General features: G+C 62.0%; 14 protein-coding genes. All 14 read left to right on the forward strand.

All coding sequences use genetic code 11. The features are described 5' to 3' along the window. The first annotated feature begins 128 nt into the window (after nt 1-128). The 14 genes from metG to TM49_RS15970 all read left to right on the forward strand — a co-directional run bounded on the left by metG (nt 129) and on the right by TM49_RS15970 (nt 13,410). On the forward strand, nt 129-1,676 hold the full coding sequence (metG, locus tag TM49_RS15905) for a methionine--tRNA ligase (RefSeq protein ID WP_045682709.1): 1,548 nt from the start codon (nt 129-131) through the stop codon (nt 1,674-1,676). Between the two features lie 6 nt (nt 1,677-1,682). Continuing rightward, on the forward strand, nt 1,683-2,462 hold the full coding sequence (locus TM49_RS15910) for a TatD family hydrolase (protein WP_045682711.1): 780 nt from the start codon (nt 1,683-1,685) through the stop codon (nt 2,460-2,462). A 4-nt stretch (nt 2,463-2,466) separates the two neighbouring features. Continuing rightward, the gene (locus TM49_RS15915; RefSeq protein WP_045682713.1) at nt 2,467-3,288 is read left to right on the forward strand and encodes an MBL fold metallo-hydrolase; all 822 of its coding nucleotides are present in this window, start codon (nt 2,467-2,469) and stop codon (nt 3,286-3,288) included. 340 nt (nt 3,289-3,628) lie between these two features. After that, a complete protein-coding gene (locus tag TM49_RS15920; protein ID WP_045682715.1) occupies nt 3,629-4,723 on the forward strand; it encodes an ABC transporter ATP-binding protein in 1,095 nt (364 codons plus the stop codon). Between the two features lie 77 nt (nt 4,724-4,800). Then, entirely contained in the window at nt 4,801-5,901 is a 1,101-nt protein-coding gene (locus TM49_RS15925; protein WP_045682717.1) for an extracellular solute-binding protein, read from the forward strand. Nucleotides 5,902-6,064: 163 nt separating this feature from the next. Next, nucleotides 6,065-7,321, forward strand: a complete 1,257-nt coding sequence (locus TM49_RS15930) for an ABC transporter permease (protein WP_045682718.1) — start codon at nt 6,065-6,067, stop codon at nt 7,319-7,321. Between the two features lie 11 nt (nt 7,322-7,332). Next, complete coding sequence (locus TM49_RS15935) at nt 7,333-8,184, forward strand: ABC transporter permease (RefSeq protein ID WP_045682720.1); 852 nt, start codon at nt 7,333-7,335, stop codon at nt 8,182-8,184. A 55-nt stretch (nt 8,185-8,239) separates the two neighbouring features. Further along, complete coding sequence (locus tag TM49_RS15940; RefSeq protein ID WP_045682722.1) at nt 8,240-8,845, forward strand: IMPACT family protein; 606 nt, start codon at nt 8,240-8,242, stop codon at nt 8,843-8,845. Nucleotides 8,846-8,918: 73 nt separating this feature from the next. Continuing rightward, the gene (locus TM49_RS15945; protein ID WP_144409581.1) at nt 8,919-9,263 is read left to right on the forward strand and encodes a hypothetical protein; all 345 of its coding nucleotides are present in this window, start codon (nt 8,919-8,921) and stop codon (nt 9,261-9,263) included. A 256-nt stretch (nt 9,264-9,519) separates the two neighbouring features. Then, complete coding sequence (locus TM49_RS15950; protein WP_169749070.1) at nt 9,520-10,581, forward strand: AbrB family transcriptional regulator; 1,062 nt, start codon at nt 9,520-9,522, stop codon at nt 10,579-10,581. A gap of 117 nt (nt 10,582-10,698) precedes the next feature. Beyond that, entirely contained in the window at nt 10,699-11,970 is a 1,272-nt protein-coding gene (locus TM49_RS22690; RefSeq protein ID WP_052699886.1) for a caspase family protein, read from the forward strand. A gap of 33 nt (nt 11,971-12,003) precedes the next feature. After that, entirely contained in the window at nt 12,004-12,381 is a 378-nt protein-coding gene (locus tag TM49_RS15960) for a hypothetical protein (RefSeq protein WP_045682726.1), read from the forward strand. Nucleotides 12,382-12,385: 4 nt separating this feature from the next. Then, nucleotides 12,386-12,934 carry a DUF4760 domain-containing protein gene (locus TM49_RS15965; protein ID WP_045682728.1) on the forward strand — a complete coding sequence of 183 codons (549 nt, stop codon included), beginning with the start codon at nt 12,386-12,388 and terminating at the stop codon, nt 12,932-12,934. Between the two features lie 134 nt (nt 12,935-13,068). Continuing rightward, entirely contained in the window at nt 13,069-13,410 is a 342-nt protein-coding gene (locus TM49_RS15970; protein ID WP_045682731.1) for a hypothetical protein, read from the forward strand. Nucleotides 13,411-13,490: the final 80 nt, after the last annotated feature.

Consider the following 13,490-nt stretch of genomic DNA (forward strand, 5'->3'; position numbering starts at 1 on the left):
CGGTCCGGCACTGGCGCTAAGACCGGCCTTGATTTCGATGCCGGCGCGGAAATCGCGCGCCCGGCCAGCAGCAGACAGGTACGCGCACCCGGCCGGAAGGCGAGGGGCACGGCAGACGGACAGCGGACATGAGCGAGACAGGCAACAACTTCTACATCACGACGCCGATCTTCTATCCAAACGGCACGCCCCATATCGGCCATGCCTACACGATGATCGCGACCGACGCCCTGGCACGGTTCCGCCGTCTGGACGGCATGAATGTCCGCTTCCTGTCCGGGACCGACGAACACGGCCAGAAGATGCAGCAGACTGCGGAGAAGGAAGGCATTACGCCCATCGAACTCGCGAACCGGAATTCGGCAGTGTTTCGCGACCTTCTGGAGCGGCTCAACTGCTCGAACGACGACTACATCCGCACGACCGAGGAGCGCCACCGCATTTCGGTTCAGGCCCTCTGGCGCCGGATGAAAGAGAACGGCGACATCTATCTCGGCAAATACGGCGGCTGGTATTCCGTCCGCCAGGAAGCGTATTTCGACGAGGGCGAAACCGTCGTCGGCGAAGATGGCGTGCGCCGCGAACCGCTCGGCTCGCCGGTCGAATGGGTCGAGGAGGAAAGCTATTTCTTCAAGCTGTCGGCCTATGGGGACAAGTTGCTTGAATACTATGAAGCCCATCCCGATTTCATCGGCCCGGCGGAACGGCGAAACGAAGTCGTGTCCTTTGTGAAATCCGGATTGCGCGACCTTTCGATCTCGCGCACGACCTTTGACTGGGGCATCCCGGTTCCCGACGACCCGGATCACGTCATGTATGTCTGGGTCGACGCGCTGACCAACTATATCACCGCACTCGGCTTTCCTGACGAGAACGGGGCGCTCTGGGACTTCTGGCCGGGCATTCACATCATCGGCAAGGATATCATCCGTTTCCACGCCGTCTATTGGCCGGCTTTCCTGATGTCCGCCGGCGTTCAGCTGCCCGAACGCGTCTATGCGCACGGCTTCCTGCTCAACAAGGGCGAGAAGATGTCGAAGTCGGTCGGCAATGTCGTCGATCCCTTCAACCTCGTCGAGCATTTCGGTCTCGATCCGATCCGCTATTTCTTCCTCCGCGAGGTCTCGTTCGGCCAGGACGGAAGCTACAGCGACGAGGGAATCGGCACCCGGATCAACTCGGATCTCGCCAACGGCATCGGCAATCTCGCGAGCCGCTCGCTGTCGATGATCGTCAAGAACTGCGATGGCGCCATTCCCGAATGCGGTCCACTCTCCGACGCTGACAAGGCGATGCTGGCGACGGTTGACGGCGTGATCGCCACCGTGCGCGAGGAGATGGATCGTCTCGCCATCCATCGCGCGCTTGCCGCCATCATTGGCGTCGTGTCCGAAGGCGACCGTTACTTTGCCTCGCAGGAGCCATGGGCGCTGAAGAAGACGGATCCGGATCGCATGGCGACGGTTCTTTATGTCACGGCGGAAGTGGTGCGCCAGATCGCGATCCTTCTGCAGCCTGTCATGCCGCAGTCTGCGGCCAAACTGCTCGATCTCGTCGCCGTTCCCGAAACCGAACGCGACTTCGCGCATTTGGGTGAAAAGGGCCGGCTGAAGGCCGGAACGCCGCTTGAAAAGCCGGCGCCGGTGTTCCCGCGCTATGTGGCACCCGAGGAATAGGATTTCATGCTGATCGATACCCACTGCCATCTGGATTTCCCGGATTTCGACGCGGAGCGCGACGAGCTCGTTGCGCGCGCGAAGGATGTCGGCGTTGCACAGATGGTGACGATTTCAACGCGTGTGAAGAAATTTTCACAGATAATTGAAATCACAGAGAAATACGAGAATGTCTTCTGCTCGGTAGGCACCCATCCGGCCAATGCCGATGAAGAACTTGACATTACTGCCGACGACCTCGTCGAACTGACGCAGCACCCGAAGGTGGTGGCGATCGGAGAGGCGGGGCTCGACTATCACTACGAGCCCGAAAAGGCCGAGGCCCAGAAGATCGGCTTGCGCCGGCACATCGAGGCCGCCCGCAGGACCGGCCTGCCGCTCGTCATCCACAGCCGCGAGGCGGATGACGACATGGCCGCAATCCTGAGGGAAGAAACGGAGAAGGGCGCGTTTCCCTTCATCCTGCATTGTTTCTCTTCCGGCCGCGGGCTTGCCGAGACTGGCGTTGCGCTTGGCGGTTTCGTCTCGTTCTCCGGCATTCTCACCTTCAAGAACTCGCCCGAAATCCGGGAGATCGCCGCCGACGTGCCGATGGATCGCCTGCTGGTCGAGACCGACGCGCCCTATCTTGCGCCGACGCCGCTGCGCGGCAAGCGCAACGAGCCGTCCTTCGTCGTCAACACGGCGCGGGTTCTGGCCGAGGTGAGAGGCGTCAGCGAGGATGAGATCGCCGCGGTGACCACCGAAAATGCGTTCCGGTGCTTCTCGAAGATGACACGGGTCTGAAGCCTTGGACTATCGCCGCCGCTTCACCATACTCGGCTGCTCGTCTTCGCCCGGAGTGCCCCGGATCACCGGGGACTGGGGTGCGTGCGATCCGGAAAACCCGAAGAACCGGCGAACCCGTTCCTCGCTTCTCGTCGAGCAGTTCGCGCCGGACGGCGGCGTGACGACCGTGGTGATCGACACCGGCCCGGATTTCCGCGAGCAGATGGTGCGCGCGGGCGTCACTCACCTTGATGCCGTGCTCTTCACCCACGCCCATGCCGACCATATCCACGGCATTGACGACATCCGCGGCTATTTCCACGCGCAGCGACAGCGCATTCCCGTCTTCGCCGAACTGGTGACGATGGAGCGCATCCTCGAAGGCTTCGGCTATTGCCTGGAAACCCCGAAGGGCAGCGCCTATCCGCCGATCGCCAAGGCGCATGTGATCGAAGATCTCGACAAGCCGGTGATCATCGATGGTGCCGGCGGCCCGATCGCCTTCCATCCCCATCGCCAGCACCATGGCGATATCATTTCGCTTGGCTTCCGCGTCGGCGATGTCGCCTATTGCACCGATGTCAGCGATTTTCCGGCAGACGCCATCGCCAGGCTTCAGGGGCTCGACCTCATCATCATCGATGCCCTGCAGTATCACCCGCATCCGAGCCACCTGTCGCTTTCGCAGGCGCTCGGCTGGATCGAACGGCTTGGCGCGCGCCAGGCGATCCTCACCCATATGCATATTCCGCTCGACTATGAGACGGTGAAGGCCGAAACGCCGGAACATGTGACGCCGGCCTATGACGGCATGCGCATCGAGGTTGCGGCGAGCGACATCTGACGATTCGCCTCCTCCGAGCAGCCTGTTGACGTAAAAGACGATTTTGACGGCGCAAAAAGGCGCGTCCACAATTCCCTTCTCGATATTCTGTGAGCATGCAATCCGCCGGTCCGGCGCGTTCCGCAGGCCTTGTGCGGCCAGGGTGTCGCGCCAAACTGACGATTGCCAGGGTTCTCTGCCCCGGCATTCGCCTTTAGTCGTATGAATCGCCGCTTCTTTGTCCAGTCGGTAAATTTGAGGTTGATTTCGCAGACACGAATTGCAGTATTGAGTCCGGATTGCCCGAATAGCCGTGCAAAAAGAATGCGGCAGGCAAGACCGACAAACAGATGGGGACAATATGGCTGATAACCGGGGCGCATCGGTTAAGTATGAAAACGTGCAGAAGAGCTATGACGGCGAAACTCTTGTCGTCAAAAAACTGAATCTTGACATTCCGCCGGGCGAATTCCTGACAATGCTCGGCCCATCCGGCTCCGGCAAGACGACTTGCCTGATGATGCTTGCCGGCTTCGAGCCCGCCACCGGCGGCGAAATCTATCTCAACCAGCGTCCGATCAACAACGTGCCACCGCACAAGCGCGGCATCGGCATGGTGTTCCAGAACTACGCTCTGTTTCCGCACATGACGGTTGCCGAGAACCTCGCCTTTCCGCTGCAGCTCAGGAAGATGGGCAAGGCCGAGCAGGAGGAGAAGGTCAAGCGGGCGCTGGACATGGTACAGCTCGGCCGCTTCGGCAATCGCCGCCCGGCGCAGCTTTCCGGCGGCCAGCAGCAGCGCGTGGCAGTGGCCCGCGCTCTGGTGTTCGATCCCGAGCTGGTGCTGATGGATGAGCCGCTCGGCGCGCTCGACAAGCAGCTGCGCGAGCAGATGCAGTATGAAATCAAGCACATCCACGACAATCTCGGCGTCACCTTCGTTTACGTCACCCATGACCAGACCGAAGCGCTGACGATGTCCGACCGCGTCGCCGTGTTCAACGATGGCATCGTCCAGCAGCTCTCCGAGCCCTCCGTGCTCTACGAATCGCCGGATAATTCCTTCGTCGCCCAGTTCATTGGCGAGAACAACACGCTGAGCGGCACGGTCGCCTCGATCGACGGCAACCAGTGCTCGGTGCGCCTCGACGACGGCACGACGCTGATCGCCGACAAGGTCAATGTCGCCAAAGAGGGCGATCGCACCACGATTTCGCTCAGGCCGGAGCGTGTGGAACTGGTCCCGGCCGAAACGGTCGAGAACAAGGTGACCGGGCGTATCGAGGAACTCATCTATCTTGGCGACCACATCCGCGTGCGCATGAGCGTGTGCGGCAATGATGAATTCGTCGTCAAGGTCAGAAATCGCGGCGAGCGCTGGGACCTTCAGGTCGGCGCGATGCAGACGGTCGGCTTTGCCGCCCGCGATTGCAAGGCGCTCGATTACGCCGCTTGAATTCCGGTCTGACCGGATGGGCCGCGCTGAGCGGCCCGCTGAAAACGCAAAACGACTTTCACAGAAGGGGAACTGACATGAAACTTCGTACCGTTATTATGGCTTCCGCCGCCACCGTGGCGATGGCGGGCTCGGCCCTGGCCGAAGACCTGACCATCGTGTCATGGGGCGGAGCGTACTCGGCCTCGCAGGACAATGCCTATCATCAGCCGTTCATGGCTGATCATCCCGACGTCACGATCATCAACGACGAATCCTCGAACGAAGCCGTTGCCAAGCTGCGCGCCATGGACGAGACCGGCAACGTTACCTGGGATCTCGTCGACGTCGAAGGCCCCGACAGCCAGCGTCTTTGCGACGAGGGTCTCGCCATGGAGATCGACCTCAACGAATGGACCAAGGCGGCCCCCGACGGCACGCCCGCCGTCGAGGATTTCGGCGATGCCGTGATCAACGACTGCTTCATTCCGCAGATCGTGTTCTCCACCACCTTCGGCTACCGCACCGACGTTGCCGAGTGGAACGGCGAGGAGCCGACCGAACTCTGCGACATCTTCGATACCGAGACCTTCCCCGGCAAGCGTGCGCTTGAAAAGCGCCCGAAGAAGAACCTCGAATGGGCGCTGATCTGCGACGGCGTCGCCAAGGAAGACCTTTACGACGTTCTGTCCACGCCGGAAGGCGTTGAGCAGGCGCTTGCGAAGCTCGACACCATCAAGGATGACGTGATCTGGTGGTCGGCTGGTGCGGAAACGCCGCAGCTTCTGGCCGACGGCGAAATCGTCATGGGTTCGACCTATAATGGCCGCCTGTTCAGCGTCATTGCCGAACAGAACCAGCCGGTGAAGATGCTCTGGGACTGGCAGGTCTTCGACTATGACGGCTGGATCGTTCCCGCCGGTCTGCCGGAAGAGGATCTCGATCTGGTAAAGGAGTATATCTCCTTCGCGACTGACACACAGCGCCTTGCCGACCAGGCCAAGTATATCTCCTACGGCCCGGCCCGTGCTTCCTCGCAGCCGCTCGTCGGCGACCATGCCGAACTCGGCATCCCGATGGGGCCGCACATGCCGACCAACCCGGACAACATGGGCAACTACCTGGTCAACAACATCCTGTGGTGGGCTGACCACCAGGACGATGTTGAGCAGAGGTTCCAGGCCTGGCTCGCTCAGTAAGTCAGACAATAATTTACGTCAGAAAATAGACGTAACTCTCTGATGAAAAAGAATCTCTGCCCCGTTTGAGCGGGGCAGGGAGCTGCTTTCCGAAACCGGCCATTCGGACCGGCTCCGGCAAACCGCTGAACAAAAACCGACAAATCATGGGGAAAATCGCGGCGTGGCGCAGGAACAGATACTGACCCAGGAAGGCAAGCCGCTGAAGCAGGCACTGCGGCGTGCGCTCAGACGCGAGAAGATGCGCTCCATCCTGCTGATTGCGCCGCTGCTCGCCTTCGTTCTCGTCGCCTTCATCGCGCCGATCGCCGATATGCTGTTCCGCTCGGTGGAAAACGGCATTGTGGCCGATACGCTGCCGGAGACGGTGGTGGCGCTGCAGGACTGGGATCCGTCGACCGGCGAACTGCCCGACGAGGCGGCCTATGTCGCGCTCTACGACGACCTGACGGTGGCGGTGGAGAAGAAGATCCATACCCGCCTCGGCTCGCGTCTCAACTACGAACAATCCGGCATGTCGAGCCTGTTCCGCAAGGCTGGCCGCACGGTGCGCAGCATCGAGCCGGGTTCGCCCGACATGAAGCAGCAACTCATCGATTCCGATGCGGCCTGGGGCAATCTCGACACCTGGGCGCTACTGAAGCGCTATTCCGGCCGCTACACACCCGGCTATTTTCTCAATGCCGTCGATGCAGAGATGAATGCTGACGGTATCGAGATGAAACCCGACAACGAACGGATCTATCTCTACCTGTTCGTCCGCACGCTGATGCTGAGCCTGATCATCACCTTCTCCTGTTTGGTGCTCGGCTACCCGATTTCGTATCTGCTCGCGCATCTGCCGCTGCGCAAGGCCAACCTGTTGATGGTACTGGTGCTCCTGCCGTTCTGGACCTCGCTTCTGGTGCGCACCTCGGCCTGGAAGGTGTTGCTGCAGCAGCAGGGGGTCATCAACGACCTTCTGGTCTGGGCCGGTATCGTCGACAACACGCACCGGCTGGTGATGATCAACAATGCCACCGGCACGATCATCGCCATGACCCACATCCTGCTACCGTTCATGATCCTGCCGCTCTATTCGGTGATGAAGACGATTTCGCCGACCTATGTGCGCGCCGCCCGTAGCCTCGGCGCGACGAGCTGGACATCGTTCTGGCGGGTTTATTTCCCGCAATCCGTGCCCGGCATCGGCGCCGGCGCCGTTCTCGTCTTCATCCTGTCGATCGGCTACTATATCACGCCGGAACTCGTCGGCGGCACGTCCGGCATCTTCATTTCGAACCGCATCGCCTACCACATCTCGAGTTCGCTCAACTGGGGGCTCGCAGCCGCGCTCGGCACATTGCTGCTGGTGGTCGTGCTGTTCATGTTCGTGCTTTACGACCGCATCGTCGGCATCGACAACGTCAAGCTGGGCTAAGGAGACACACCATGGAACTGCAGCCCTACGACAGCACGCTGGAAAAGATCTGGCACTATGCCTTCATGGTCATCTGCGGCCTGATCTTCTTCTTCCTGATCTTCCCGATCCTGGTGATCATTCCGCTCAGCTTCAACGCCACGGACTTCTTCACCTTCACGCCCGAAATGCTGTCGCTTGATCCGGCCGGCTACTCCTTCAAGCACTACATGGATTTCTTCACCAATCCCGACTGGCAGCAGGCCCTGTGGAATTCGGTGATCATCGCGCCGATGGCGACGCTGCTTGCGACCTCGTTCGGGACGCTCGCGGCCATCGGCCTTGCGCGCAGCCATGTGCCGTTTCGCGGCGCGATCATGGCGATCCTGATCTCGCCGATGATCGTGCCACTGATCATCTCGGCCGCCGGCATGTACTTTTTCTACTCGCGCGTCGGCCTTCAGGGCACTTATTGGGGCGTCGTGCTGGCCCATGCCGTGCTCGGCACGCCCTTCGTCATCATCACCGTCACGGCGACGCTCGTTGGATTCGACCGCTCGCTGGAGCGCGCCGCCGCGAGCCTTGGCGCCAATCCGGTGATCACCTTCTTCAAGGTGCAGATGCCGCTGATCCTGCCCGGCGTGATTTCCGGCGCGCTGTTCGCCTTCATCACCTCGTTTGATGAGGTCGTGGTGGTGCTCTTCCTTGGCTCCGCCTCGCAGAAGACGCTGCCCTGGCAGATGTTCACCGGCCTGCGCGAACAGATTTCGCCGACCATCCTTGCCGTTGCTTCCATCCTCGTGACGCTTTCGGTCATCCTGCTGACCTTCCTGGAAATCATGCGCCGCCGGTCGGAGAGGCAGCGCGGCATGTCGCCGAGCTGAGCCCCTTGACTTCACCGCCCCTGCCTCTGCAAAAGGGCGGGGAGGGAAGGCCGCCATGTTCATGCTCAAAAGTCCCGCCACCCACGAGCGGGAGATCCGGAAAAGCCGTTTTGCCGCCATCGCCGCGCCGATCGCGGACGAGGAAGCGGCGCGCGCCTTCATCGTCGCCGAAAGCTTTGCCGATGCCAGCCACAATTGCTGGGCCTGGCGCATCGGCACGCAGTATCGCTTCTCCGACGATGGCGAGCCCGGCGGCACGGCCGGCAAGCCAATCCTACAGGCGATCGAAGGCCAGGAGGTCGATCGATGCGCCGTGCTCGTGTCGCGCTGGTTCGGCGGCATCAAGCTGGGCACCGGCGGTCTTGTCCGCGCCTATGGCGGCACGGCGGCGGAATGCCTGCGGCTTGCCGAGAAGGCGCCGGTGATCGCCATGGCGCGGATCACCGCGACGATCGGCTTCTCCGACCTTGCGCTCGTCGAATCACGGCTCGAAGGTGCTGCCGCGCTCACCATCGCAGCGCGCGATTTCACCCAGGCTGGTGCCATCTTCACGCTGTCTCTGCCCGAAAGCGAGGCCGAGGCGACTGCCGCTCTGCTGGGCGACCTGACTCATGGACGGGCCGAACTTACCGTCGATGATACTGTCGGCGATGCTGCATGAGCCGCATTCGCTGGAACTGTTCGCCATTTCGTACGTTTCATCCTCATCCCGCCAACCGACCCCCGAGGTTCTCATGCGCACCGCCGTTCTTCTCGCCTGTCTCGGCCTCGCCGCCACATCGTGCAGCACCCAGCGTTCCGCCGAAATCGGCGCCATGGCCGTTCCGCCGTCGAACTACGCCAACTTGAGCTGCGAAAGCATGACCAGCCAGATGGCCGAGGAGAAGGCCCACCTCACAACGCTCTCGCGCGAACAGGATGGCGAGATCGTAGCCGATATCCGGGCCTTCGGAGCAAGCCTCGGCAGCGTCGAGCAGCAGGGCGCCAAGAACCAGGAAGCGGCGATCGCCTATCAGAAGGGCAAGATCAACGCCATCGACATCGCCATGCGCCGCAAGGGTTGCCCGATGCCCTCATAGGCATGCTGCGCCGCCCATAGCTGGTGACGGCGGCAGATGGGATTTCATTGGTGTCATAAGGTTTCGGAGCGCTTGTCGGTAAGGCGCTTCGCCTTGCCAAATCCCATCGCTTGCACGATGGCGCGTTCCTCTTCGCGTGGAAGGCCAGACGGAAGCGCTTCCATTTCTGCAGGAACGGCTCTAGAACGGCGGGACCACACATTGCGAGATGAATTTCATGCCGCCCGGAAATCCACCGGAACGGCCGGATGACGATATGCCGGCCGAAATGACCCGCCATTGGCCGCCCGTCCTGTTCTGGACTGCCCTGATTGTCGCTTCCGGCGCCGTGACACTGGCGCTCGAGGTTGCAGGCCTGCCGGCCGCATTGCTGCTTGGGCCGATGCTTTCGGCCATCGTGTTCTCCTTCTTCGGATTTCGCATCGCGGTGCCAAAGCTGCCATTCAACCTGGCGCAGGGCGTCGTCGGTTGCCTCATCGCGCGGTCGATCTCCTGGCCGATCCTGCAGGAAATCTCCTCTGACTGGATGCTGTTCGTCGCCGGCGTGCTGTCGGTGGTGATCGCCAGCATCCTGCTCGGCTGGCTTCTGGCGCGCTTCCAGGTGCTGCCGGGAACGACGGCGATCTGGGGTGCCTTCCCGGGCGCGGCAACAGTGATGACGCTGATGTCGGGCTCCTTCGGCGCAGACATGCGGCTTGTCGCCTTCATGCAATATACCCGCGTTGTGATCGTCACCATCGTCGCCGCCACCATCGCGCGGCTCTGGACCGGGGGCGGGGGCAGCGCCGCGGCCGTCGAATGGTTTGCCGAACCGCGGCTCTGGCCGCTTGCGCAGACGTTGCTGATGGTCATCGCCGGCGTTGCCATCGGCCGCCGCTCGCCGATCCCCGCCGGCGCGATGATCGTACCGGTGATCCTCGGCTCGGCGCTCAACGTCGCCGGGCTCATCGATATCGAGTTGCCGCAGATCCTGCTGGCGCTCTGCTATGCGCTGGTTGGCTGGGGCATCGGCTCGCGCTTCGACCGGGAAGTGATCCGCCATGCCAGCAAGGCGCTGCCGCGCGTGCTCGCCTCGATCTTCGCGCTCGTCGCGATCTGCGCGTTTTTTGCGGCACTGCTCGTCTGGTTCGCCGGTATCGACCCGCTGTCGGCTTATCTCGCCACCAGTCCCGGCGGCGCCGATGCCGTCGCCATCATTTCCGCCTCCACCAATGTCGACATCGCCTTCGTCATGGCCATGCAGATCGCGCGCTTCTTCTTCGTGATGGCGCTCGGGCCGATGCTGGCGCGGTTCGTGGCGGGACGAAGCCGGCTCTAGCCGAGAAACACAAGGCGGTAAACCGGCCTGTGAAGGCGCTTTTCTGCGATCCTGAAGATTGAATGCAACCCGCGTTCATGCAAACTTGCCTTAACAGCGGCCCGCAAGTTGGTGTTCATGAACATTGGTCTTCACTCCACTCGGCTGATCGGCCTCCTGATCTTCCTTGTTTCGGCCCCAGCCGCAATGGCAGCCGAGCGGCTGGCGCTCGTCATCGGCAACTCCAGCTATCTTAACGCCTCCCATCTCCCGAACGCCGCGCAGGATGCAAGCGATATGTCCGACGCTCTGCGCGGTCTCGGTTTCGAGGTCTATGACGGCTACAATCTCACCCGGATCGAGACGCTGAAGCTAACGGCTGAGATGGCCGACCGCCTTGGTCCCGATGACATCGCGCTCTTCTATTTCTCCGGTCACGGCATTCAGCTGGGCGCGGAGAACTTCGTCTTGCCGGTCGATGCCGGCGGAGACGATGAGGGCGCGCTGAAGCGCACCTCGGTGAGCCTTCAGGCGGTCTTGCGCGAAATGGAGCTCCGGGCCGACCGGACCGTCATCATCCTCGATGCCTGCCGCAACAACCCCTTCCAGGCCGAGATCACGGGCCGGTCCGTCGGCTCCGGCGTGCGCGGACTCGCGCGCGTCGATGCGGGCGTAGGCTCCTACATCGCCTTTTCGACCCAGCCGGGAAATGTCGCTCTGGATGGCAGCGGGCGCAACAGCCCCTTCACCGATGCACTGCTGAGGCATATCGGCAATGCAAACGACGACTTGCACGAGCTGATGCGCAAGGTGCGTGCCGAGGTCGTGGAGACGACCGGCGGGACGCAGGTGCCATGGGAGAATTCGTCGCTCATCGAGAAAGTCTTCCTCACAGGCGAGACACTGCCCGTCACGTTGGATGCGCCGCAGCCGGCGAGCTTGCCGCCGAGCGTGGCGCAGCCGGCTGACACTAGCCAATTTCCGTATGCAGTGGCCGGGCTCGATCCGAACGGCGACGGCTTTCTCTCGCTTCGCGCAGGCGATGCCGCCTCGGCAGCGCAGATTGCCCGAATGCCGGAGGGTACGCGTCTTGCCGTTCTGGAGCAGAGAGGCGTCTGGTTCCATATCCGCACCGAGACCGGGCTTGAAGGTTGGGCCCACTCGAACTGGGTCCGCTTCACCGGTGCGCGCTCCGCCGCGGCCGGTGATCAGTGCGAAACGCTCTGGTATCAGCGCAACGCGTATTTCGACAAATACGGCTATTGTTTTTCAAGCGCGCGCGGCAAGGCGGCGTTTTCGAATGTCGGCTGTGTGGCGGGGGTGACGGCGGCGAACGCGCCGCTCACCACGACAGAACGCGCCGAGGTTTCGCGATTGCAGGCTCAGGAAAAGGCGCTCGGCTGCAACTGATGCAGTCGGTGGCTTCAATGCAGGGGACTTGACATGCGGTTGATCACGTTTCTGGCGCTCAGCCTTGCCGCACCAGGCATGGCATTGGCGCAATGCTTCATCTGCGATACGGTGGTAGAGCTGAACGATGCCTCCGCCGCCTGCTTTCTCGAAAACGCCGACGGTTTCATAGCGGCCGCCGACAAGGATCCGGGGCGGCGCACCGAGGTCAATCTGAAAATCTGCGGCGGCGGACGGGGGCTCGAAGCCTTTCCTTCCCTGAACAGTCTCGCGCCACAGGCGGATGCGGCCGACAATGACCAACTTGTCTATTTCCTCGATGTGGAGCGGATCGAGTGTCTTCAGCGCCTCCTGGATGGCGCGGAAATCAAGGGCTCCGTGCGCATCGACCTTGAGACGGAGTGCCGTTAGCTGCATGGAGAACAACGAACGTCTGCTGGGCATCGCGCACTGGCGCTGGTCGCTTTTGAGCAATGTCATCACCGTGCTCGGCGCTCTCAGCGTCGTATTCGCGGTCTATCAATACAGTGCCACGATCGAGGCGAACCGCGCCGAAAAGACGCTGGAGATGATCGTCGAATGGCGCGATGCCGGTTACCGCGCGGATTTCCTTAGTCTGCGCCAGTCGCTGATGACGACGATCGAAGAGATGTCCGCAGACGGGCGTTCCGCCGAACGCAGACGCGACGATATCGTGAGCCGTTCGCTTGCGCGAGACGGCGTGGATTCCGCGTTCGACAATGTGATCTACTATTTCAACCTGCTCGGCCTCTGCGTCGAGGCAAACCTCTGTTCCGACGAAACCGCGCGGGTATTCTTCGACGACACGCTGGAAAATTTCCTCCAGTTCTTCGGTCCCGAGATCATCGCCCGCCGGGACGCTCTTCCCGGCTACGGCGAGGGTGTCGACTGCCTTGCCAGGGCCTTCCGGCTGGAGGGTTTCCGGCGGGCGAGTTGCGGCTGAGGGAGGCACGGCAATAGATCATGATGACCACTTCGACGCGTATCGCGCCTGACCTCGGTCAAAGACTCATCCATCGGATCGGCTAATTTACGTCACGGGGAAGATACCGTCTTCCCGATCTCAGGTGAGGTTTGATGCTCGGACGGCTTCGCATCAGGATGGTGGCATTTGTTGTTCTGCTCGGCTTTCTGGCCGGTGCGGCGGCAGGCCATGCGTTCGAATTCCCGGCCGAGGATACCTGCGTCATCGTCGCCATGTCGCATCATATGGCCGGAGAAAAGTCCGCCGATTGCGGCTCCACCGCCTCGCATGACGATGGCTGCCTCACCCATGTCGGCTGCGCCTTCTATATCGCCCCCGACATCTTCGCCGGCTGGTTTCAGCCGACCGTGACCGGTGGCATCGTGCCGCCGGCGACCTTCATGGCGGGGCAGGCGCCGCCGCCCGATACGCCCCCTCCCATCGCCTTCGTCTGAGACTGCCTGCCGCTTGCCGCCGGACCTGCCCGCTAACGGGCCGGAAAGGCGCCACGCGCCGCAGGAATGTGTCCGCCGGC

Source organism: Martelella endophytica (genome assembly GCF_000960975.1).
GTDB lineage: Bacteria > Pseudomonadota > Alphaproteobacteria > Rhizobiales > Rhizobiaceae > Martelella > Martelella endophytica.

Excerpts from the sequence above, each read along its gene's own strand:
- TM49_RS15910 (WP_045682711.1), top strand. The coding sequence starts at position 1,683 with ATGCTGATCGATACCCACTGCCATCTGGATTTCCCGGATTTCGACGCG.
- TM49_RS15935 (WP_045682720.1), top strand. The coding sequence starts at position 7,333 with ATGGAACTGCAGCCCTACGACAGCACGCTGGAAAAGATCTGGCACTAT.
- metG (WP_045682709.1), top strand. The coding sequence starts at position 129 with ATGAGCGAGACAGGCAACAACTTCTACATCACGACGCCGATCTTCTAT.
- TM49_RS15945 (WP_144409581.1), top strand. The coding sequence starts at position 8,919 with ATGCGCACCGCCGTTCTTCTCGCCTGTCTCGGCCTCGCCGCCACATCG.
- TM49_RS15925 (WP_045682717.1), top strand. The coding sequence starts at position 4,801 with ATGAAACTTCGTACCGTTATTATGGCTTCCGCCGCCACCGTGGCGATG.
- TM49_RS15960 (WP_045682726.1), top strand. The coding sequence starts at position 12,004 with ATGCGGTTGATCACGTTTCTGGCGCTCAGCCTTGCCGCACCAGGCATG.
- TM49_RS22690 (WP_052699886.1), top strand. The coding sequence starts at position 10,699 with ATGAACATTGGTCTTCACTCCACTCGGCTGATCGGCCTCCTGATCTTC.
- TM49_RS15970 (WP_045682731.1), top strand. The coding sequence starts at position 13,069 with ATGCTCGGACGGCTTCGCATCAGGATGGTGGCATTTGTTGTTCTGCTC.
- TM49_RS15965 (WP_045682728.1), top strand. The coding sequence starts at position 12,386 with ATGGAGAACAACGAACGTCTGCTGGGCATCGCGCACTGGCGCTGGTCG.
- TM49_RS15950 (WP_169749070.1), top strand. The coding sequence starts at position 9,520 with ATGCCGGCCGAAATGACCCGCCATTGGCCGCCCGTCCTGTTCTGGACT.
- TM49_RS15920 (WP_045682715.1), top strand. The coding sequence starts at position 3,629 with ATGGCTGATAACCGGGGCGCATCGGTTAAGTATGAAAACGTGCAGAAG.
- TM49_RS15940 (WP_045682722.1), top strand. The coding sequence starts at position 8,240 with ATGTTCATGCTCAAAAGTCCCGCCACCCACGAGCGGGAGATCCGGAAA.